This is a genomic window from Telluribacter humicola, assembly GCF_017355935.1.
In the GTDB taxonomy this organism is placed as follows: Bacteria; Bacteroidota; Bacteroidia; order Cytophagales; family Spirosomataceae; genus Telluribacter; species Telluribacter humicola.
The window spans coordinates 297,587-321,308 of sequence record NZ_JAFIQT010000003.1; the positions used below are offsets into that span (position 1 = coordinate 297,587).

18 protein-coding genes are annotated in these 23,722 nt (G+C 47.9%); 17 read left to right on the forward strand and 1 reads right to left on the reverse strand.

What is annotated here, in order from left to right; translation table 11 throughout:
* Window positions 1–395: 395 nt before the first annotated feature.
* From JUB14_RS16605 to JUB14_RS16620, 4 genes are all read left to right on the forward strand, one after another.
* Complete coding sequence (locus JUB14_RS16605; RefSeq protein ID WP_207507448.1) at window positions 396–2,321, forward strand: RecQ family ATP-dependent DNA helicase; 1,926 nt, start codon at window positions 396–398, stop codon at window positions 2,319–2,321.
* Window positions 2,318–3,766, forward strand: coding sequence for a DUF5723 family protein (locus tag JUB14_RS16610; protein WP_229367937.1), 1,449 nt, complete (start codon window positions 2,318–2,320; stop codon window positions 3,764–3,766). The genes JUB14_RS16605 and JUB14_RS16610 overlap by 4 nt, the downstream gene beginning before the upstream one ends.
* A gap of 676 nt (window positions 3,767–4,442) precedes the next feature.
* A complete protein-coding gene (locus tag JUB14_RS16615; protein WP_207507449.1) occupies window positions 4,443–4,892 on the forward strand; it encodes a hypothetical protein in 450 nt (149 codons plus the stop codon).
* Between the two features lie 258 nt (window positions 4,893–5,150).
* Window positions 5,151–5,486, forward strand: a complete 336-nt coding sequence (locus tag JUB14_RS16620; protein WP_207507450.1) for a four-helix bundle copper-binding protein — start codon at window positions 5,151–5,153, stop codon at window positions 5,484–5,486.
* Window positions 5,487–5,938: 452 nt separating this feature from the next.
* On the opposite strand, the gene JUB14_RS16625 is transcribed toward JUB14_RS16620, so the two are convergent.
* Entirely contained in the window at window positions 5,939–7,321 is a 1,383-nt protein-coding gene (locus JUB14_RS16625; protein ID WP_207507451.1) for a dihydroorotase, read from the reverse strand.
* Window positions 7,322–7,700: 379 nt separating this feature from the next.
* Between JUB14_RS16625 and JUB14_RS16630 the strand changes: the two genes are divergently transcribed.
* The 13 genes from JUB14_RS16630 to JUB14_RS16690 all read left to right on the forward strand — a co-directional run bounded on the left by JUB14_RS16630 (window position 7,701) and on the right by JUB14_RS16690 (window position 23,716).
* Entirely contained in the window at window positions 7,701–7,910 is a 210-nt protein-coding gene (locus tag JUB14_RS16630) for a hypothetical protein (RefSeq protein WP_207507452.1), read from the forward strand.
* Window positions 7,911–8,286: 376 nt separating this feature from the next.
* Window positions 8,287–9,018, forward strand: coding sequence for a tyrosine-protein phosphatase (locus JUB14_RS16635; RefSeq protein ID WP_207507453.1), 732 nt, complete (start codon window positions 8,287–8,289; stop codon window positions 9,016–9,018).
* 765 nt (window positions 9,019–9,783) lie between these two features.
* Complete coding sequence (locus JUB14_RS16640) at window positions 9,784–10,596, forward strand: polysaccharide biosynthesis/export family protein (protein ID WP_207507454.1); 813 nt, start codon at window positions 9,784–9,786, stop codon at window positions 10,594–10,596.
* A gap of 57 nt (window positions 10,597–10,653) precedes the next feature.
* Window positions 10,654–13,071, forward strand: coding sequence for a GumC family protein (locus tag JUB14_RS16645; protein WP_229367939.1), 2,418 nt, complete (start codon window positions 10,654–10,656; stop codon window positions 13,069–13,071).
* A 219-nt stretch (window positions 13,072–13,290) separates the two neighbouring features.
* The gene (locus JUB14_RS16650) at window positions 13,291–14,295 is read left to right on the forward strand and encodes a mannose-1-phosphate guanylyltransferase (RefSeq protein ID WP_207507455.1); all 1,005 of its coding nucleotides are present in this window, start codon (window positions 13,291–13,293) and stop codon (window positions 14,293–14,295) included.
* Window positions 14,296–14,396: 101 nt separating this feature from the next.
* Window positions 14,397–15,338 (forward strand): GDP-L-fucose synthase, encoded by a 942-nt coding sequence (gene fcl / locus JUB14_RS16655; protein ID WP_207507456.1) that lies wholly within the window; start codon window positions 14,397–14,399, stop codon window positions 15,336–15,338.
* 94 nt (window positions 15,339–15,432) lie between these two features.
* A complete protein-coding gene (gene gmd, locus JUB14_RS16660; protein ID WP_207507457.1) occupies window positions 15,433–16,602 on the forward strand; it encodes a GDP-mannose 4,6-dehydratase in 1,170 nt (389 codons plus the stop codon).
* Between the two features lie 106 nt (window positions 16,603–16,708).
* A complete protein-coding gene (locus tag JUB14_RS16665) occupies window positions 16,709–17,977 on the forward strand; it encodes an MATE family efflux transporter (protein ID WP_207507458.1) in 1,269 nt (422 codons plus the stop codon).
* 18 nt (window positions 17,978–17,995) lie between these two features.
* On the forward strand, window positions 17,996–18,589 hold the full coding sequence (locus JUB14_RS16670) for an acyltransferase (RefSeq protein ID WP_207507459.1): 594 nt from the start codon (window positions 17,996–17,998) through the stop codon (window positions 18,587–18,589).
* Between the two features lie 21 nt (window positions 18,590–18,610).
* Window positions 18,611–19,855 (forward strand): glycosyltransferase family 4 protein, encoded by a 1,245-nt coding sequence (locus JUB14_RS16675; protein ID WP_207507460.1) that lies wholly within the window; start codon window positions 18,611–18,613, stop codon window positions 19,853–19,855.
* A 41-nt stretch (window positions 19,856–19,896) separates the two neighbouring features.
* Window positions 19,897–21,237 carry a hypothetical protein gene (locus tag JUB14_RS16680; RefSeq protein WP_207507461.1) on the forward strand — a complete coding sequence of 447 codons (1,341 nt, stop codon included), beginning with the start codon at window positions 19,897–19,899 and terminating at the stop codon, window positions 21,235–21,237.
* 35 nt (window positions 21,238–21,272) lie between these two features.
* Window positions 21,273–22,472: a glycosyltransferase gene (locus JUB14_RS28015; protein WP_207507462.1), complete on the forward strand. Its 1,200-nt coding sequence runs from the start codon at window positions 21,273–21,275 to the stop codon at window positions 22,470–22,472.
* A gap of 35 nt (window positions 22,473–22,507) precedes the next feature.
* Window positions 22,508–23,716 carry a glycosyltransferase gene (locus JUB14_RS16690; RefSeq protein ID WP_229367942.1) on the forward strand — a complete coding sequence of 403 codons (1,209 nt, stop codon included), beginning with the start codon at window positions 22,508–22,510 and terminating at the stop codon, window positions 23,714–23,716.
* The last annotated feature ends 6 nt before the right edge of the window (window positions 23,717–23,722 follow it).

A 23,722-nucleotide genomic window follows, 5' to 3' on the forward strand; every position in this document is an offset into this window, starting at 1 on the left:
GGCGGTGAACTACCGAGCAAACCCTTTAGGTAACCCACCAATGGCTGTTCGTAAATGGTCTAAATCTTGAAATCTTACTACTGCTCAAATCTAAAGGGCGGCCCTGCTTGTTTTACAGCCATTTGTGCGGCTGGCTAAAGCAGGGCTGTAAAATGTAGTGGTGTTGGGGGAGCGGGGCCCGCCCGGCGGAGGAGGGCAGACATTGGCTTAACCCGAACAATTAGGCTTTAAGAGCTTTGTGATAGTATCGATCAAAAACCTACGCTAGCTCTAACACCCACTAATCAACGAATATAGGGAAAGGGTTGGGATATTTGGTTCGACAATTATCCGAAATATAGTCCTGATTTAAGTACTTTGCACCTGGTAACAGCTACTATCCTGCGGCAAGCGCTATGAACGATATACATACCCTCCTTAAGCAATACTGGGGCTACGACCATTTCCGTCCGGTACAGGAAGAGGCGATCCGATCGGTGCTGGAGGGGCACGATGCCCTGGTGCTGCTACCCACCGGCGGGGGTAAATCCGTCTGTTTTCAAGTCCCGGCGCTGGCCCAGGAGGGCATGTGTATAGTGGTCACGCCGCTGATCGCCCTCATGAAAGACCAGGTCGAGCAGCTCCGGCGTCGTAATATACCCGCGGCGGCCATCCACTCCGGCATGAATCGCCACGAGATTGACATTACCCTCGACAACTGCATTCACGGCCAGACCAAGTTTCTCTACGTATCGCCGGAGCGCCTGCGCACTGACATCATGATTGAGCGTACCAAGCAGATGAAGGTCAACCTCCTGGCCATCGACGAAGCCCACTGTATCTCGGCCTGGGGGTATGACTTCCGTCCTTCCTACCTGCTGATCGCGGAGTTCCGCCAACTATTGCCGGGCGTACCCATCATGGCGCTTACGGCTTCGGCCACGGCCGAGGTACAGGCCGATATTCAGGAAAAGCTGGAGATGCGGCAGCCTCAGGTATTCCGCCAGTCATTTGCCCGTGCCAACCTATCCTACTCCGCTTTTCACGAAGAGAGCAAGGACCGTAAGCTGCTCCAGATCCTGCAGAAGGTACCCGGTACGGCCATTGTGTACGTACGCACCCGCAAGCGTACCCAGCAGGTAGCCGGCTGGCTCAACCAGCAGGGTATCCGGGCCGACTTCTACCACGCGGGCCTCTCCTTCCGTGACCGCTCCGACAAGCAAACCGCCTGGCTCCGCAACCGCATCCGGGTCATCGTGGCGACCAACGCCTTTGGTATGGGTATCGACAAGCCTGACGTGCGCAGTGTAATCCACCTCGACCTGCCCGATACCCTCGAGGCTTACTACCAGGAAGCCGGACGGGCCGGACGCGACGGGCGCAAGGCCTACGCCGTGGCCCTGTTTCAGAGCAAAGATGCCGGGGAGATGGAGAAAAACATCGAGCGCCAGTACCCCTCCGCCGAGCTGCTGCGCCGGGTGTACCAGTCGCTGGCCAACTACTTCAAAGTACCCGTAGGTGGGGGCGAGTTCAGTAGCTACGACCTGGATATCCACGAGTTTACCGCTATTTTCGGCTTACCTGTCTCCGACACTCACTTTGCCCTCCGGCTCCTCCAGGACGAAGGCTTTATTCAGCTTAGTGAAGCCTACAACTCCCCGTCGAAGCTGCACTTTCTGGTCGACAACCACCAGCTGTACGACTTTCAGATCCGCTATCCCGACTATGACCAGTTCCTCCGGTTGCTGCTCCGGATGTACGGCGGCGAACTGTTTACGGGCTACGTCAATATAGCCGAGACGGACATTGCGCAGACCTACTACGCCCCGATTCCGGAGGTACAGCAGCGACTGCTTTTCCTGCAGGAGCGCGATATGGTGCATTACGAGAAGCAACGTGATAAGCCTCAGCTTACCTTCCTGACTCCTCGCTACGAGGCCAGTCAGCTGCCCCTGAACCTGTATGAAATTGAGAAGAAAAAGGAGCGGGATCTGAGCAAGGTACAGGCCGTGATCCACTACGTCCAGCACCAGCAGCAGTGCCGTACCCTGCTCCTGCTCGACTACTTCAACGAAGAGGGTGGCGAGCCCTGTGGACTCTGCGATGTCTGCATCCGGAAGCGCAAATCAGAGACCGTTCACGAAACGGATACACAGTTGAGGCAAGATATTGTGTTACACTTACAGCAGCATGGTCCCCTGGCACCGCGCCCGCTGAGTCAGGCTTTTGGTACCATTCCCGAAAAACAACTACTCCATACGGTGCGTTACCTTATCGAGCAGGAGATCATTGTATACGACGAAATCGGAAAATTAGCTTTAAACCCGCGCCAGCCCCCATGACATACCCTTTTTTCAGACTTATTACCCTTTGTCTGCTAGCGATTATCAGCCTTACCACTACCTCTACCCGGGCTCAGCAGGTACCCGGCCTTCACCTAAGCAACTACGGCGGCCTCTACCGCGCTACCTATAACCCCTCTACGCTCGGAGGCTCACGCTACCGCTGGCAGGTCAACTTCACGACCCTGGGCAGCACCATCAACAACCGCTACTTTATCTTTCTGGGCCGCAACTCGCTGTTTTACCCCCTGCTGGCTCCTCACTCAACCGACGAGCTCTACGGCCGCTCGCGTACCATGGGCTCCGTTACGCAGCAGGACCCCGTCCACCTCGTCACCGATATCCGCTGGCCCTCGGCCATGGTCTCTATCGGCAAGCGCCACGGTGTAGCCTTCCAGCTTCGTTCGCGGGGCTACGTACAGGGGCAGAATATTCCCGAGGGTGTTCGTACCCTGTACTTCCGCCGCCTCGATACCCCCGCTACGCCCGTACAGGAAGGAGAGTGGGGAGACTTTAAGCTCCTGCAGCAGAGCTTCTCCGAAGCCAGCTTCTCTTACGGGCTCCTGATGCTGGACCTGCCCTCGCACAAACTCCGTGTAGGAGGTACCGCCAAAAAGATATTCGGAGCCCGGGCTGCCTACCTGCGCGGCTCCGTTGATAGTTATGAGATTCAGGCCACAGGCAGCGCCGAGAATGAAAAAGAACTGGCCCTGAACGGTTTCACCTACGAGAGCGGGTACAGCCAGCCCAACCAGCCGATGCGGCTCAGCAACCTGTTTGATGCCAGCCAGTACGCGCAGGGCTGGGGGTATGACCTGGGTGCCAGCTACGAACTGGGCTCCTACTGGGCCAACCGGGGCAATAACAAGAAAAGGACCGAAAAATTCACCGACGGCCGCCCCGGCTACATCATCCGGCTGTCAGCCTCGCTGACCGACCTCGGCTCCATCCGGTACCGGACCGCCAACAGTCAGGTCATCAGCGGGCAGCAAAGCCGGTCCGTAATCGGACAGGCGGCGCTGGAAACCATCGCCGACCGGGGGCCGGAGGGCTTTGCGGAGCTATTCCCGGCTCAGTCTACTACGGAGCTGTCGGATCGGGTTGCACTTCCCGCGGCCGCGCACCTTGAGGCCGATGTACAGCTCCTTAAGGCTTTCTTTATTAATATCGCCCGTACCCGCCACTACGGCCAGCCGGATTCGCCCCTGGCGGTAGTTCAGCCTAACGTCATGACCATCACGCCCCGCTTCGAGGGTGAAGATGCCGACTTTGCTTTTCCGATATCGTTCATCGAGGGCAACGGGAAGGCCTCCATCGGCTTCCTGGCCCGCTTTGGTCCTGCTCATATCGGATTCAGCAACCTCAACGGCCTCATGGGGAAGGGGGCCACCCGGGGTTCCTTCGCCTACCTGGGCCTCTCCGCCTGGACCTTTAAGAAACAGTGAGAAGAATTCTGAATTCTTAATTGTGAATTAGGAATGAGGGAGGGGCAGTACTTTTATAAACATCTGCCAGGCTGAGCGTAGCGGCGGCCGCTCCGGTTGAAGCCCGAGCTTCGTCTACGCTCAGCCTGACAATACCTATCCTGACAATACTAAGATTTACGCCCCCACTTCCCTATCTGTACTGTAGGTTCCGCAGAGGTTGCCCGGTAATTTCTTTCCACTTATAGACTCTAAACCTTCAGAAGTTAGCTCCTTCTACGGCCGCTTATTAACCGCTGGTCATTGAATAGTATGCATTGGTCCTAGATCGTTGCTAAATTGATCCCATTATTTGTCGGCTTCAACCCCAATTAATGGCATTTCATCTTTTTTTAGTTTTTCCATGCAACCTTTCTTTTCAAATTTGTATCCATAGATCAGTGAGGCACCTTTGCATCCATTAGCCAATTGATAGTAGTTGGGCAAACAGCTTGAACGCCAACAGCATGTACCCATTCTCAAAAAAAGAGAGTTTTAATAAATTTTAACAAAAAACAAGGTACTATGTGTTGCATAGTACTATACAAAAGCCTACCTTTGTAGAGTAGATAGTTGGTTGAGGAGCCCGTAGGTCAAAAACATCAAAAACCAAAGAGCCGAAGCAGCATGCTGACCGCTTAAAATCCTTTGAATAGCCATGAAAACGTTGAAACTACTGACCGTGTTGTTGTTGATTAGCCTTCAGGTGAGCGCTACCGGGTACTCTCACAATATGTTTGTAGCCCAGAAGATGCTGAAGGCTAAGAAGGAGGTTCGTAAAGCCGCTCCCAAAACCCGGGAAATATCCCAGGCGTCAGTCAATGTAACACCGACCACCGTTACATCAACCCGTGCGACACCATCCGGTGGGGCAGTAGTAAAAGCCACTCCCAGCACCAGCCCTGCTTCCGACGATCAGGATGAAGTAACTACGTCAAACCTGACTCCGGCCGCTTTTACCCAGCACCTGGCCCGTTGGATCGTAGGCTTTGTGTGCTGCGAAAGGAGTAACGATGACGAAAAGGCCAGCGGTGAGTCCGACGAGGAGCCTTCGCTGGGCAGTCATCTGGTGACGCTGGTAAAGCATGTTGTTTTTTCACTAGTATAGTTTTCCAGCTTCGGGTGATGACCCGAAAGCAAAGAATAGATAAGTCGAATGAGCAGCTACAACCCCGGTTGTAGCTGCTTTTTTGTTGAATTCCCCAACGTACAATATTTTCCCCAGCCCTTGTAGCTATTCCCCGCCCCCATAGGCCGCTGGTAGCCTCCAAATGGTCTTTTTCCTCTATGTGCAGCAGCAGGTCTGGTTTTTTAAATCTCTCTCCTCACCAACCTGAATGTCTCAACCTACCAAACGTAAAACAAAATGAAAAGAGAAGTTATACCCTGTGTGGAAGCATGCCTGGCCTGCTACACTGCCTGTCTGGATTGTGCGAACGAAGGCATCAAAATGGCTAGCGAAGCCATGATCAACTGCATCCAGACTTGCCTGGACTGCGCCGAAATGTGTAACCTGTGCGCCCGCTTTTCAGCCACTGATTCCGACTACCTACGCAAAGTATGTACACTCTGCGCCGACCTCTGCCACGCCTGTGCGGCCGAATGCGAAAAATTTGACGAAGCTTTCTGCCAGACCTGCGCCGAAGCCTGCCGTACCTGTGCCGCTGAGTGCGAAGCCATGAACGAGGTGATGGTATTTTGAGGCTCTGATAAAGCTATAGGCTATATGCTTTAGGCCGTAAGCTTACTGATACTACGACTACTATACACACTTCCCCATATATACACCTATATCACTTGTATGAAGCCTGCATTTGCCCCAAGGCCCGGCCTCCAGCGCCGGGCAGGCCCTTACACCCCAATACGCACCCAATCCCGCTGCCTCCCTTCCACAAGCTGATCTGGTACCGCAAGTACAAGTCCACCCCAATAAGTACCTCCCCATTTTCCTCCTACCAGAGGTGATACCCAGGGCATCCCTATTCAACACTACTTGAAGCCTCTATTCATCCCTCTTTCAACACTTTCCTCCCTTCGTACCTTTCCTCCTTATTAGCTCATTCGCTAACTGGTCACTGAAACTGGTCATTGGTCACTGACGGTCCGCTACGGTCATTCATTCTCTCAATCACTCATTCACACATTCACAATTGACTACTGTCTCTCAAACTCCATCCGTTCTCCCTGCTTAGCCTCGTGGAATACCCCCTCTTCGTAGGCCAGGTGGCCCGACACAAAGGTATGGGTAATGCGGGAGCCGAAGGTAGTACCTTCCAGAGGGGACCAGCCACACTGGTAGTGGACCGATCCCTGTGTTACCTCCGTTTGCCGATCCAGATCTACCAGTACCAGGTCCGCCCAGTAGCCTTCCCGCACGTAGCCCCGCTCCCGGATCTGGAAGCAGTCCGCTACGGCATGGCACATTTTATCTACTACCCGCTCCAGTGAGATCTTTCCCTGCCGGTGGAACTCCAGCATCACATGCAGCGAGTGCTGCACCAGCGGTAGCCCCGAAGGAGCCTGCCAGTAAGGCTGTCCCTTTTCGTCCAGCGTATGCGGCGCGTGGTCCGTGGCGATGACGTCGATGCGGTCGTCGAGCAGGGCCTGGAAGATCTGCTCCTTGTGGTGCGGCGCCTTAATGGCCGGATTACACTTGATGCGGTTGCCCAGCCTCCGGTAGTCCTCCGCGTCAAACCACAGGTGGTGTACACAGGCCTCCGCCGTCACCAGCTTGGGGGTACCATCCGCCCTTAGGATCTTCCCGTTAGTGCGGGTACCGGGTTCAAACAGGGCCGTTTCCTCTCCTGTCGATATGTGCAGGATGTGCAGGCGCGTACCGTGCCGGTGCGCCAGGTCCGAGGCAAACTGCGACGACTTCAGGCAGGCTTCCTCATTGCGTACTATAGCATGAATATCGTAAGGTACCTGGTCACCGTACAGGTCTTTGTAGTACTCCATGCGCTGCCGCACGGTTGGCTCATCCTCGCAGTGGGTGGCGATGATACAGGGCGCTCCCGCAAACAGCCGCTCCAGTACCTGCGGCGCATCCACCAGCATATTCCCCGTCGAAGAGCCCATGAATATCTTGATCCCGCACACCCGTCTCGGGTCCGTACGCATTACCTCGTCGTAGTTGTCATTGGAGGCTCCCATAAAAAAGGAGTAGTTGGCCAGCGACGTCCGGGCCGCGATCTGGTACTTATCTTCCAGCAGGGCCTGCGTGAGCGCGTTCGGTACCGTATTGGGCATTTCCATAAACGAGGTCACCCCACCCGCCACGGCCGCCCTCGCTTCCGACCCGATGGTCGCCTTGTGCGTGAGGCCCGGCTCCCGGAAGTGTACCTGGTCGTCTATGATCCCCGGCAGCAGGTACTTCCCTGCCGCATCCAGGACCCGGTCCGCCGTTTCGCGCTGCAGGTCTTTTCCTATCTTTTCGATGCGTCCGTTCCGGACCAGTACATCCGTTTCCTGTATCATGCCTTCGTTAACAAGCCGGGCGTTGAGTATAAGTAGGCTGGAGGCGGTATTTGAGCTCATGAGTATGTGAGTATGTAGTTTATGAGTAGCTGTGACTTATTGAGTTGTAGAACCGCGCGGCGGCCCGGCACAGAGTAAAGGAGCGGTACGCCGCCCGGTTTTGCACAGAGTGTCACGGAGTCAACTCCTCCGTATATCGATGACATCTCCCACAAAAGTACACTATTTCATTTTCCAAGACCAAAGTCTTTACCACCTTCCCCATTCACCCTTTCACCCTTTCACTCTTTCGCTCTTTCACCCTTTCGCTCTTTGCCTCCGGCACACTTTTAGTAAGACCTACTCAGTAGTATGGCTGATGAGAGACGGGAGAGGCGACAGAAAAGGCTGTATTCTTTAACAAGCTAACACCTAATCACTAACAGCTAATAACCTACAGATGAAAACGCTCGGAATCATTCTCGCGATAGTAGGACTGGCGATGCTGCTCTTTGGCGGCTTCAGCTACCAGACCGAAGAAAAAGTGGCCGATATCGGCCCCATCGAAATCAACGCCGACAAGACCAAAGAGGTAGCCTGGCCTACCTACGCCGGTGTTATCGTCCTCATCGCCGGCATCGGCCTGGTCGTGCTGGACCGGAAAAAATAATTTCTTCAGTGACCAATGTCCAGTGACCAATGATTGATGATGAATGACCTCAGCGGCTGCCGTCAATGAGCAGTGACTAAAAACTTTATAAAGGAGCTTTGACAGGTAAGGGGATTCGGAAGAGAAGGCGTTATTTCCGCCCCTTACCGAGTCCCTTCACCTTTTCCGCTCTTGTAGAGATCTGGAAATTTCATCCCCAAATAACATAACTTCCCACTATTAGTCACTGGACACTGCCGGACCACCGAAGCAGCTGCGGTCACTGGTCATTGGTCACTGTACACTGGACACTGCATAATTGGTCACTGGTAACTGGTAACTGGTCATTGAATTTCATTAGCTTTGTAGCCTGAACCGTAGCCCTCCCAAGATCTTTATGTTTAGCTGGTTGTTTGAGAAGAAGAAGAAGAGTCTGGACCTGTCACGCATCCGTACCGATATTCACTCGCACCTGATCCCTGGTATTGACGATGGCGTACAGACCCTGGAGGAGTCAGTCCACATGATCCGCCGCCTGCAGGAGTACGGCTACCAGCGCGTCTTCACCACCCCCCACGTCATCTGGGACTGCTACAAGAATACCCCCGAAATCATACTGGGTGGCCTCGCCCAGGTACAGGCGGCCTGTAAGGAAGCCGGTCTGACCGTAGAGGTAGGAGCCGCCGCCGAGTACTTCATCGATGAGCATTTTATAGAGATGCTGGAAGGCAAGCAGCCCCTGCTGACCCTGCCCGGCAACCGGCTGCTCGTGGAGCTCCCCTACTCGAGCCCCCTTATGAATGTTTCCGAAACCCTGTTCTCCATCATTCAGCACGGTTACCGCCCCGTCCTGGCCCATCCCGAGCGGTACACCTACTTCTATAGCGATCCCAGCATCTACCGCAAGCTCAGCAACCAGGGCTGTGAGCTACAGGTCAACCTGCTGTCGCTGACCAGCCACTACGGCGAAGGCATCCAGCGCATGGCCGAGTGGCTGCTGCGCGAAGGCCTCATCACCTTCCTCGGCACCGACGCCCACAAGATCCAGCACCTCGACCTGGCCCGCCGCCTCATGAATTCCTCCTGGCTGGAAAACTACCCCTTTAAGAATGACCAATTAGTACAGTGACCGGGCGGCGTTCCGCCAATGTTCAGTGACCAATGAAGGAATTTTGAATGATAGAATGAGTAGTGGCTCCTCCGGCGAACCGTCAGTGACCGCCCGGCCGCCAGTGTCCAATGATTAATCAAATAGTAGCTGGTAGGTGTATCGGGTATGAAGGTGCGGCCGTCGCACGGCGGCCGTCGCACGGCGGCCGTCGCACGGTGTGGAGTTGATGTATAAAGAGAACTCTACTGCAAGACCTCGGTGGAACTCCGTGCTTACCTCCGATAACTCTGTGGTTAATCTTTTCCCCTCATTCCTAATTCAAAAGTCATAATTCAGAATTATAAGTCCTCCTCTCCTCCCCCCTCCTGCCTTGTCACCATTGGTCACTGATGGTCCGCCGATGTGGTCACTGGTCACTGGTAATTGGTCATTGCTAAATAGGTCACTGATCATTGTTTCCTGATAACTAAATGGAAATCTGTTGCATTTTTTAAAGAATATCGGCTATTACAAAACCGTTCGTGAAACGGCTGGGCGAACTATGGGGCGGTTTTCCTAACTTGCAATGGTGTAATGGAGTACAACCCAAACCACCCTCCCGCCTGGTTACATAGCCGGAAGTGGTTTGGCCATTTTTTTAATTAAAAAATTAGTACGCTTTGAATTTTTGGCAAGGTTGTTGCGGATGACCCAATATCCCCGAAGCGCCCGGCGCGTAAGAAGGGGCAAGTACCTGAACGAGAATATCCCTGTTACCAAATACTATTTACGTAAACCACCCTCATGAAATTCAAGTACCTTTCTCTAGTTCGTTTGGCTGCCTGCGCAGTAGTGGCACTTACCCTCAGCCTTACCGGCTGCGTATCCCCCAAAACCATCGTATACTTTCAAGGCGAAGAGCTCCGCTACACGTCCGATAGCATCACCCAGAGCTACGTACCCACTTTCCAGCCCAACGACCTGCTCTCCATTGTGGTAGGGAGCTTGAGCGCCGAGTCCAACGAGATCTTCAACATGCCCAACCAGTTTACCGTAGCCGGTATGAACTACACGGCTGGCGGCGGGGGTATGCGCGGACAATCGGTGGGCTACCTGGTGGACCACGAGGGAAACATCGAAATGCCCCTGGCCGGTAAGATCAACATCCTGGGTCTGCAGCCGCAGGCCGCCTCCGAAAAGATCCGCAAGCACCTGCTCAACTACCTGCGCGAACCCACCGTCAGCATCCGTACCCTCAACTTTAAGGTCTCCGTGCTGGGCGAGGCCAACCGTCCGGCCGTGTACGTCATCCCCGACGAGAAGATCACCCTGCCCGAGGTACTGAGCCTCGCCGGTGACCTTACCATCTACGGCCGGCGCGATAATATCCTCATCGTCCGCGAGGAAGACGGCAAGCGGGAGTACGCCCGCGTCGATCTGACCTCCCGCGATATATTCCGCTCGCCCTACTACTACCTGCACAAGAACGACGTGATCTACATCGAGCCCGTGAAGGCCCGCCTGACCTCCACCGACCGTACCATGCAGGTACTGCCCCTGGTACTCAGCACCATCACTACCGTTACCGTGCTGATTTTCAACTTTGTACGACTGTAAGCAGAGAGAGGCCTGGGGCCCCGGCCCCGGCCCCAGCCATGACCGTTAGATAAATAGTTGTATTTTCCCAATAAGCCAAAACCTTACGAGGCTACCTTTGTTACCATGACTGATCGTAAACACGTGGCTGTACCTGTAGAGTACGCCGACCCCGAAGAGCAGGACTTCAACCTGCAGGAGTACCTCCGCCGTTACCTGCGTTACTGGTACCTGTTCCCCCTGTTCGTGGGCCTTACGCTCACCGCCGCCTTCTTCTACCTGCAGATCGCCCAGCCGGTCTACCAGTCTACCGCTACCCTCCTTATCAAGGATGAGAAGAAGGGCGTTGGCGGCTCCACCACTGATATGCTTGAGGAGCTCACCCAGTTCAGCGGCAACAAGCTGGTTGAGAACGAAATGGAGATCCTGCAGTCCTATACGCTCATGAGCCAGGTCATCGACGAGCTGGGCCTGCAGGTAGGTTACGAGACCCGCGACGGCCTCGGCACCCGCGACCTCTACAAGCAGAGCCCCGTCCTCATTGAGCCCAAGGTACTCACCGAACACGCCTACCAGGAACCCCTGATTATCCACCTCGAGGAAGGCAACCAATTCCGCCTCAACAGTGAGAGCGAGCTGCGCACCTTTGGCCGGACCTTCCGCAACGAATGGGGCGAATTCAAGGTCCTCAAGGGCGTAACCGGCTCCGTTGTGACCGAGGTCAAGGTAGTCTTCCGGGATCCTGTCCGCCTGACCGAGGATATCCTTGGGCGCATGGCCATTACCCAGCCTAACGTCAAGAGCACCGTACTGAGCCTCTCCTACGACGATGTATCCGTGCAGCGGGGTAAGGACGTGCTCAACAAGCTGCTGGACGTGTACATCCAGTCATCCCTCAACGACAAGAACCGCGAAGCCTCCAATACCCTCAAGTTCATCGAAGACCGCCTCGGCCTCATCACGGGCGAGCTGGGCGACGTGGAGCGCGACGTAGAGTCGTACAAGCGAAATCAGGGCCTGACCGACATCAGCGCCGAGTCCCAGATCTTTCTGGATAATATCAAGGAAAACGACACCAAGCTCAACGAGGTCAACGTCCAGCTCCGCATCCTGGAGAGCGTCGAAAGCTACGTCCAGAGCGACAACGACGCCGTGGCCCCCGCTACCTACATGATCAACGACCCCGTCCTGGTGTCGCTGCTCACCCGCTTCAACGAGCTGGCCATCCAGCGCGAGCGCTACGCCCGCACTACCGCGGCCAACAACCCCCTGCTCGAGACCGTCAATACCCAGCTGGCCAATACCCGCCAGGCCATCCGCGAAAACGTGCAAAACCTCAAGCGCGGCCTCGACCTGAGCCGCCAGAACCTCGAGTCGGTGAATAACCGCTTCTCAGCCGGGTTGCGCAGCATTCCCCAGAAGGAGCGTGAGTACGTAGGCATCAAGCGCCAGCAGACCATTAAGGAGGGCCTGTACCTCTACCTCCTGCAAAAGCGGGAAGAAACCGCCCTGGCCTACGCCTCTACCGTGACCGACAGCCGCCTGGTGGATGCGCCCAAGGCTTCCTTTCACCCTATCAAACCTAAGAAGTCCATTATCTGGTTAGGTGCCTTTGGCGCGGGGATTGCTATCCCGCTGATGCTGATCAACCTGCTGTTTATGCTCAACAACACCATCCAGACCCGCGACGACATCGAGCAGATCGCCCGTGTCTCCATTCTGGGTGAGGTGGGGACGCTCAAAAAAGAAACCAGCCCCGATTCCATCATCAAAATGACCTCCCGCTCGGCCGTGGCCGAGCAGTTCCGGGCCCTGCGTACCAACTTGCAGTACCTGGGCGACGGCAGTTGCCGCACCATCATGCTCACCTCCTCCATAGGGGGCGAGGGCAAGAGCTTCGTCAGCATCAACCTGGCCGCCAGCCTGGCCTACGCCGATAAGCGCGTGATCCTGCTCGGTATGGACCTGCGCAAGCCTTCCCTGCAGGAGCGCCTGCGGGTACCCAACGACCGGGGCGTCACCAACTACCTCATCGGGCAGAGCCGCCTCTCCGACGTCATCCAGCCCACGGGCGTACACCCCCGCTTTGACGTCATTACCAGCGGCCCTATTCCACCCAACCCGTCGGAGCTGCTGAGCAACGGCCGCCTGCCCCAGCTCCTGGCCGAGCTGCGCGAGCAGTACGATTACATCCTCATCGACTGCCCGCCCTTCGGCCTCGTGACCGACGCCGCCCTCATCGCCGAGCATGCCGAGGCTACCCTCTACCTGGTGCGCTTCAACTATACCCTGCGCGACCACCTGCGCCACATTGGCGAATTGAGCCGTACCAAGCGCTTCCATAACCTCAGCGTTATTTTCAACGGCGTCAACTACGGTGCGGGCTACGGCTACGGCTACGGCTACGGCGGATATGGCTACGGCTACTACGACGGCGAGGAGAGCCAGGTGCGCACCTGGCAGCACCGCCTCAAGCGCATGGTGGCTAAGAATTAACCAACCAAGACTCTACCTATACACACGTTCCTATCCTACTGCTTAACAATGGGTTAACAGTAGGATAGGAATATAAAAAGAAAGGTTTTGAACTATTGTGGAACTTACTAAACAGCCTTTTTATTTCCCCGGCTTTTGGTAATTTGGACATGCGAAGCAGATAACAGTTCTCTTGAACCAAAGCTATATAACCTAACTCTCCCCTATATCCTCTATCTGATGTCAAAAGTGTACCACGTGATCCTCTCCGGAGGAGTGGGCAGCCGTTTGTGGCCTGTTTCCCGCAAGTCCCAGCCTAAGCAGTACATTCCCCTCTTCGGGCAGAGGTCACTGTTCCAGCTTACGGCCGAGCGTAATAGGTCTCTCGCGGACCACATCATAGTCGTGGGCAATAAAGATAACTATTTGCTTTCACAGGCTGACCTGACCCGGGCGGGCGTAGCCGATTGTATAGAGATCATCGAAGCCGCTCCCCGCAATACCGCCGCCGCCATCGCGTTCAGCGCCTTCGCGGCTGCTCCTGATGATATTCTACTAATTACTCCATCCGACCACATTATTACGGGAGTCGAAGAATACGCACAGGCGGTTGGGGAAGCCATAGCGCTAGCCCGCGCCGGTTATATCGTCACCTTCGGCATCTTGCCTACTAAGCCCGAAACCGGCTACGGCTATATCGAGTACCAGGGACAGGATGTCCTTTCCTTCCGGGAAAAACCTGATGCCCGTACCGCCCAATCGTTCCTCGATAGCGGCAGCTTCCTCTGGAACAGCGGTATGTTCTGCTTCCAGGCTAGCACATTCTTGAATGAGCTTAAGAAACATGAACCTGCTATTTACGAAGCCGCCCTCCGCACCTGGAAAAGCCGTAATAATGCATTCCTGCCCGAAGCCGAAACAATGGAGATTCATTCCCTCAGCGTAGACTATGCGGTGATGGAGCGTTCCGACAGGATCAAGGTAGTGGAAGCCCGCTTTGGCTGGTCCGACCTTGGTTCTTTTGAATCCATCTGGGAGTACCTGCACGAGCAGGGCGAACAGCAGCATTTCATTAAGAACAACCTGGTGCTGGGTTGCAACAAGCACGTCGAGTTCCTGGGAGTCGACAGCCTCGTCCTAGTCGAAACGCCCGACGCCATCCTGGTACTATCCAAAGAGGCCTCGCAGGACGTCAAAAAGATCTACGAACGCCTCGAAAAAGAACAACCCGAACTAGTCAACTAATATAGCCTCATGATCAGGGCGAAATCTAAGATTAAGCACTGGACATTGGTCATTAAGAATTAAAAGATTGGTCACTGGTCACTGGTAATTGGTAATTAATAATGGAAAAGAAAAGCAAAATATACGTAGCAGGCCACCGCGGTATGGTAGGCTCTGCCCTGGTAAGAGCCTTGGAAAAGCAGGGTTTTACCAACCTCGTCACCCGCACCTCTTCTGAGCTGGATCTTCGGGATCAGCAGGCCGTTGCCCGGTTCTTCGCCGAGGAACAACCGGATTATGTGTTCTTGGCTGCCGCCAAAGTAGGGGGTATCCTCGCCAATAACACCTACCGGGCCGAGTTCCTCTACGACAACCTCATGATGGAGGCTAACGTCATCCACCAAGCGTACGTTCAGGGCGTGAAAAAGCTGCTATTTCTGGGTTCTTCCTGCATCTACCCCAAGCTGGCCCCCCAACCCCTGCGAGAAGACGCATTACTAACTGGCCTGCTCGAGCCCACCAATGAGCCCTACGCTATTGCCAAGATCGCCGGCATCAAACTCTGCGAAGCCTACCGCGACCAGTACGGCTGCAACTTCATCAGCGTCATGCCCACCAACCTCTACGGCTACGGAGACAACTACGACCTCCAGGGCTCCCACGTCCTGCCCGCCCTCATCCGCAAATTTCACGAGGCCAAAGTAGAAGGCAAGCCCCAGGTAGAAGTATGGGGTACCGGCAGCCCGAAACGTGAGTTCCTCTTTGCCGACGACCTGGCCGATGCTTGCCTCCACCTGATGGAAAATTACAATGAACGGGAGCTGGTCAACATCGGCAGCGGCGAAGACCTCAGCATCCGGGAGTTGGTCTCACTGGTAGCTACTGTCATAGGGTATGAAGGCGAGGTAAAATGGAATACAGATAAGCCGGATGGTACTCCCCGCAAGCTCATGGATGTTTCCAAACTGCATGGGCTAGGCTGGAAGCATACCATCGAGCTCCCCGAAGGAATTCAGCTCGCTTACCAGGACTTCTTGCAGCACTACGAGCAGTACGCGCTTTGAACTATTAGTTGTTAGGCGTTAGCTATTAGCTCAAAGAAGTATAGTAGATATCTGAACGAATTGAAGATAATAACAAAGAAAAAAATACAATATCATGAATAACCTCTCTTCTATTCCCACCAATAACAAAGTAGCCCTTATTACGGGTGTAACCGGCCAGGATGGTGCTTATCTGAGCGAGTTGCTACTCAGCAAAGGCTATACGGTTCACGGCATTAAGCGGCGTAGTTCCCTGTTTAACACCGACAGAATAGACCACCTCTACCAGGATCCCCACGTAGAAGATCCCCGCTTCATCCTCCACTACGGCGACCTGACCGATTCGATGAACCTCACCCGCATTATCCAGGAGGTGCAGCCCGATGAGATCTACAACCTGGCCGCCATGAGCCACGTAAAGGTAAGCTTTGATGAACCTGAATATACCGCCAATGCTGATGGTATCGGTACCTTACGTATCCTGGAGGCAGTTCGTGTATTAGGACTCACCAAAAAGACCCGCATCTACCAGGCATCTACTTCCGAGCTATACGGACTGGTGCAGGCCGTGCCGCAGTCAGAGACTACCCCCTTCTACCCCCGCTCCCCTTACGCCGTAGCCAAGCTGTACGCCTACTGGATCACGGTCAACTACCGCGAGGCCTACAACATGTACGCCTGCAACGGTATCCTGTTCAACCACGAGTCGCCCTTGCGCGGTGAGACCTTCGTAACCCGCAAGATTACTCGGGCAGCCGCTAAAATTGTCCTGGGCCTGCAGGATTGCCTATACATGGGTAACATTGACGCCCAGCGGGACTGGGGACATGCCAAAGACTACGTAGAAGCCATGTACCTGATTCTGCAGCAGGAGCAGCCGGAAGACTTTGTCATTGCGACCGGTGTGACTACCAGGGTACGGGAGTTTATCCGTCAGACCTTCGCTTTCTTGGGAGTAATTGTAGAGTTTACCGGAGAGGCTGAAAATGAAGTAGGCACCATAGTAGCCGTAGATAATAATCGGCAGGAGGAGTTAGGTATTACTTGCGGCCCCTATCTGGCAGAAGGAACAGTGGTATTGCGTATAGATCCGCGTTACTATCGTCACACAGAGGTAGAGTTGCTGATCGGTGACCCAAAAAAGTCGCAGAAAAAGCTGGGATGGAAGCCAAAGTTTACGCTGGATATGTTGATAGAGGATATGGCACTAGCCGATTTACGTCTCTTTCAAAAGGATAAGCTTCTGTTAAATGAAGGCTTCAATGTTTTGAATCATTTCGAGTAATATATATTTTCACTACATCGATATTATTTTTTTTCGATGTAGTGAAAATTAAACGCTAATTAGATTAAATGATTCTAAATGAGAAGGAATAATTCTATTACTAAATATGTTAGCAAAGGCATATAATCTAAATAGATTCTCAAATCTTTTTAAGGCGCTTTCAATAACAGCTACTACACAGATAACCATACAACTAATCAGCTTAACAAGTGGTATTATGGTTATTAGAAGCCTTTCCATAACAGAATATGCACTGTACACATTAGCTAATAATATGCTAGGGGCTATGAATATTCTTTCAAATGGTGGTATAGTTTCTGGTGTTATATCGGAAGGCGGAAAAGTGTGGGACGATAGAAATAAACTTGGCGCTGTAGTAGCTACTGGCTTAGATTTAAGAAAAAGATTCGCTATAATCAGCATAATAATAATAGAAGCAATCCTGCTATATCTACTAAAAAAAAATGAGGCAACTTGGCTAGAATCAATTCTTATTTGCTTGTCATTGATGCCAGCTTACATTTCAAATCTATCAGGTTCAATGTACGAAATTGCTCCAAAACTTAACCAAGACCTATATCCATTACAAAAAAATCAATTGATCGCGAATATCGGAAGATTGTTGATGCTAACTATTAGTATAACATTTTTTCCATTCACCGCAATTGCATTATTATCAGATGGGATACCAAAGATTATAACAAATATTAGATTAAAAGCTATTTCTGAAAAATTCGCTAATGTATATAATAATAAAGATAAAGAAATCAAAAGACGAATACTCTCAAACGTAAAGAGAGTTCTACCAAGCGATATTTATAATATATTTTCAGCACAGATAACAGTTTGGATCCTTACTATCTTTGGAAGCACATCAGCTATTGCACAAGTTGGTGCACTTTATAGGATAGCCTCAGTACTAACTCTATTCAATGTAGTTTTTAACACAATTATAATCCCAAGATATTCAAGATTGAAGGAAGACAAAACCATATTAATTGAAAAGTTACTAAATATTATATTTGTACTTTTAATAGTATGCTCAACATTGATATTTATTATATATCTATTTTCTAAACAAGTAACATGGATACTCGGGAACAATTACAAAGGTTTAGAAACTGAGATAACATTAGTTATGATATTATTTAGTATAAATTTTTTTTCAAACAGTGTAAATACGTTATGTATAAGTAGAAGCTGGGCTATAAATCCATTATTAATAATAATCATAAATATTATTTCAATATTGATAGGCATTTATATATTTAATCCTTCAACATTATACCAAACGTTAATCTTCAATATATTTGTATCTTCTGTGATGGCCTTGATAAACATTCTATTTGCATTTAGAAGAGTATACATATTATAGTCAATAAAAAGGTAAAGCATGGCAGGTTTCAAATATCTTTGGAATAATAGGGTAAGACTACCATTTGGAAGTTTTGCTTTTTTTAAAACTTGGGCAAAAAGAATTTTATTAATTAGGTCTACAACGAAAAGGAATATTAGAAGAGCATATCTTAATACCCAAGGAGCTAATATACACGAATGTGCAGAGATAAGTGATACTATTATAAATGGGAGAAAATCAAATTTAACAGTCGGTGCGTTTACATTCATAGGCAAAGCTAATTTAGCCTTACATGATAGAATAGTTATAGGAGAAAGAGTTTGTATAAATGACGGAGTACATTTACTTACAGCTTCACATGATGTAAATGATCCACAATGGCAACATGTAAAAGCACCAATTATTATAGATGACTTTGCATGGATATGCACTTCTGCAATTATACTATCCGGAGTTCATATAGGTAAAGGTGCTGTTGTTGGTGCAGGTGCTATTGTAAGCAAAGATGTTAAAGACTGGGAAATAGTGGTAGGAAACCCTGCGAAAGCGATAACAAAAAAAAGGAATAGTAATTTAAAATATAATCCTTGTGGCTTTTTAGCTGCGAATAAAGCATGGCTTGAGGGCTAAAGCACCTTTAAAATTAAAATAATGAAAGTTATTGTTGCACATCCAACAGCAAATTCGAATGTTAGAGCATCCATAAAAGGATTTGCAGAGAAAAATATTTTACAAAATTTTTATACTAGTATAGCTGTTTTCGAAGGCAGTACATTAGAAAGCTTTAGCAAAATAAAATATTTCAATGAATTAAAGCGTAGAGAATTTGACAATAGCTTAAAACCTTATGTAAAGCAAAGACCTTGGACTGAATTGGGTAGACAACTATCAAAAAAATTTAATTTCCCTTCTCTTACTCTGCACGAACAAGGGAAATTTTGTACGGATGCTGTTTATAGAGATATGGACAGCTATTTATCAAACGAGTTGAATAAAGTAAATGTAGAAGATACAAGAGCTGTATATCTATATGAGGATGGAGCATTAAGCACTTTTTTAAGATCCAAAGACATTGGGTTGAAATGCATATTTGACGCACCACTAGGCTATTGGCGATCTGCAAGAAGATTGTTAGCTTCGGAAGTTACAAATAGGCCTGAATGGGTTTCAACTTTAACTGGATTTAAGGACTCAACAGCTAAATTAAAGAGGAAAGATCTCGAACTTAGCTTAGCAGATCACATTATAGTTGCTAGTAGTTTTACGAAAGAGACACTTAAAGAATTTCCTGGACAACTTTCACCTATTTCAGTAATTCCATACGGTTTCCCACCTATTAATAAAAGTAAAATCTATAAAAATTTAATTAATAGACCTTTAAATATTTTATTTGTAGGAGGCTTATCTCAAAGAAAAGGTATAGCAAATTTATTTGAGGCTGTAGGCTACTTTGGAGACAAAGTGAATTTAACTGTTGTGGGAGGCAAACCTGTTAATGATTGCAATGCTTTGAACGATGCTTTATCTAAACACAAATGGATCCCAAGTATAGCTCATCATGAAGTTTTAGATTTAATGAGAGAACATGATGTTTTTATATTTCCATCATTGTTCGAAGGCTTTGGATTAGTTATAACCGAATCAATGTCGCAAGGTACACCAGTTATAACAACGGAAAGAACTGCTGGACCAGATATCATAAATAATAATGAGAGTGGATGGATTGTTGAAGCTGGATCTACAACTAGTCTTATAACTGCTATTGATGAAATCCTATCTAATCCAAACATTTTAAAAAGGGTAGGAATGGCAGCAATGGAAAAAGCTTATTCAAGACCATGGCATATGTATGGCGACGAACTTGCAGATAAAGTCTTCGAACTAATCAAAGATTAAGTTAATCCATAATAGATATGATACATAGTAAAAGTTCACAAATGATAACCGACGTTGATGGATTTGAAATGGAAATCCATCAACGTCGTTCTAAAGACAAAACAAAATATATCAAAAGAGCTATATGGCTATATTTCTATCTAATAATATTTGAAGGAGCTTTAAGAAAGTGGTTGCTTCCAAGTTTAGCCTCACCTTTATTAATAATTAGAGATCCAGTTGCTCTATATATGATATTAGCATGTTATCATCAAAGAATAATATTCACAAGATGGTATGTAGTAGCAATGTGGTTTATTATGCTTATTTCTTTCTTCTATACTATACTCATAGGACATGGTAATCTTACAGTTGCGCTTTATGGACTACGTATTTTCGCACTTCACTTTCCACTTATATTTATAATTGGAAAAGTGTTTTCTAAAGAGGATGTAGTAAAGGTAGGCAACTTCCTATTATGGATTTCTCTTCCAATGACCCTTATAATGATAATGCAATTTTACAGTCCACAAAGCTCATTTGTTAATAGAGGTGTTGGTGGTGATACCGAAGGTGCTGGATTCAGTGGTGCCTTAGGATTCTTTAGACCGCCTGGAACCTTTTCATTTATCAATGGCCTTACATTATTTTATGGACTGGTCGCTTCTTTTATCTTCTACTTTTGGAATGATATAAATAAAAAGATAATAAATAAGCCTTTACTTATACTATCTTCTGTTTGCTTGATTACTGCAATACCTCTATCTATTAGTCGCACTTTATTTTTCCAATGTATTCTATCCTTATCATTCTTTCTGTTCATTTCACTTACTAACCCTAAACAAGTCACTAAATCTATTGCTTATATATCATTTGCTACGATTGTATGTTTAGCATTGATGAATACAGAAATATTTAGTACTGCTACAAAAGCCTTAATAACTAGATTTGAATCAGCAAGGGAATCTGAAATAGCATCTGGAACTAGCACATTTGATAGAGTATTAGGTGGTGCATTTAAATTAAATACTAATAAAGAAGTTCCACTTTTCGGTTTCGGTCTAGGAATTGGCACAAATGTTGGCGCAAAGTTGATAACAGGTAAAGTAGCATTTGGATTCGCAGAAATGGAATTTGGTAGAATGATTGCTGAACTAGGCTACTTTTTAGGCGGAATTGCCATAATTATACGATTTAGACTAATCATTGAACTTTGTATCAAATCATATAAAGAACTTAATGCAGGAAATTGTCTCCCATGGATGCTCCTAAGTTTTAGCTTTTATGTAGTATTACAGGGGCAGTGGGCTCAACCTACTGGGCTAGGATTCGGTATATTAAGTGGAGGCCTCACATTAGCGGCATTAAAATCTAAATCAAAAGTTAGCAAATCTATATTATAAATATAATTTAACACAACCCTAGCTATTTAACTTAGGTGAAAAATACTCTAATTTTAATAACTCGTGAATTTCCTTTCGGGAGAAATGAAACCTTTTTGGAATCAGAAATTGTCATATTAAGCAAACACTTTGATAATATAATAGTTTTCCCTTCAATAAAATCTAAATCCTGCCGAACAATACCAGAAAATGTAAAATTAGACTTAACTATAGCAGATTTATATAATAGAAAATCCTGTTTGGTTTTAAAATCTATTTTGACTACTTATTTTTTCAATACTATCTTTTCTTACTACTTTCAAATAAAAAGCTTTCGAAAGCTGATTAATCTTCTAAAATATATTGTCTCCTATAATATATATAAACATGCCGCAAAATTAATTTTAGCTAAAAATCCAACAATTATTTATTCCTATTGGTTGAGTCCTGCTGTAGATGCATTAGTGGATGTCAGACTTAAATATAATTACAAATCAAAGATTGTAAGTAGAGCCCACCGAGGTGATCTATATGAAGAATTTAGTAGCCTTGGTTTTTTTCCACATAGAGCAACAAAAATACACCGTATAGATACTATATATAGCATTTCTTTCGATGGCCTCTTATATCTAAAACAAAAATATAATTTCCTCAACACAAAGTTGTCACGCCTTGGTGTTTTTGAAAAGTCATATATTTCAAAATCTTCTAACCCTGGACATATATCAATCGTATCTGTTTCAAATGTTATACCTGTAAAAAGAGTTGATCTGATAGCAAGATCGATACTACAAGTTGCTCTAAATTATCCAGATATAAATATTCAATGGAACCACTTTGGTGATGGCAACGAAATGGGAAAGGTCATTTCCTTACTTAATAATAGTTCATATAAAAACTTTGACTATAAATTTCATGGTAGAATACCAAATATTGAAATTTATAATTTCTATTCTAATAATATAGTTGATTGCTTGATAAATTTAAGTATATCCGAAGGAATACCAGTTTCAATGATGGAGGCTATCTCATTTGGAATTCCATTGATTGGGACCAATGTTGGTGGTGTTTCTGAAATTATTAATGATACAACGGGCATTTTACTTCCACCTAACCCTTCTTTAGGTGAAGTAGAGAAAGCAATACTTAAAATAAATAGTTTCAAAAAAGAAAAATATTCGATAAAGCGCTTCTGGGCAGACAATTATTCTGCTGATAATAATTACACTAAGTTTGCCATTGAGCTAATAAATTAAAATAATTCATGAGAATTCTTAGGATTATACATAGTATGGACCCTGCTTACGGTGGTCCCAGTCAAGGGATACGTGTTTCTATTCCTGAACTAGAAAAGCTTGGAGTTCATAATGAAGTAGTATGCTTAGATGAGCCGAATAATGAATCTTTACAAAATGACACATTTCCTATACATGCACTTGGCAAAGCTAAAGGTCCATGGGCATATAATAGAAATATATCCCCGTGGCTTTTTGATAACTTAGATCGTTTCGATGTAGTTATTTTACATGGATTATGGCTGCACTACGGCTATTCCCTTTACAAAGTAATCAATCAAATTAAGAAGTTTCATCCTAAAAAAAGCACTCCCAGGTTTTATATTATGCCTCACGGTATGTTAGACCCTTGGTTCCAAAATGCAAAAGGGCGGAGATTGAAAGCAATTAGGAACTCACTTTACTGGAAGCTCTTTGAAAACAAAATCATAAATCATGCTGATGGAGTTCTTTTTACATGTAAACAAGAACTATTATTAGCAAGAGAAACCTTTCCTAATTACTACCCTAAAGAAGAATTAAATGTGGGATATGGAATCGCTACTCCACCGGAACACTCTGCTGAAATGGATATGGCATTTTATGAAAGATGTCCTGAAGTTAAAGGGCAGCCGTATATATTGTTTCTAAGTCGCATAAATGTTAAGAAAGGTGTAGACTTACTTGTTAATGCTTACCTATATTTGAAAGCGAATGGGCTTGTACTTCCGAAAATTGTTATAGCCGGACCGGGATTAGATTCTCCTTATGGAAAGAGCATTAAACAAATTGCTTCTGTTGATAAAGATATAATATTTCCGGGAATGTTAACAGGTAACGCCAAATGGGGAGCTTTTTATTGCTGCGAAGCCTTTGCACTACCTAGTCATCAAGAAAACTTCGGAATTGCCGTTGTAGAAGCAATGGCTTGTAGTAAACCTGTCTTAGTTTCTAACCAAGTTAATATTTGGAGAGAAATTGAAGTCAATAAAGGTGGAATTATTGCTGATGATACTCTTGATGGAACCTGTCAAATCTTGAAAAGCTTCATCACTTGTACAAATGATGAAAGAAATACTATGGGTAAATCAGCATTTTGTACTTTTAAGAAGCACTTTCATATAAGAACAACTGCCTATCAATTATACCAATCACTATTTCAATCTTTCGATTCTAATGATCAAACAAATAGTTCTGCTTGTAATGATCCTCGTTCACTCGAATAATAAACT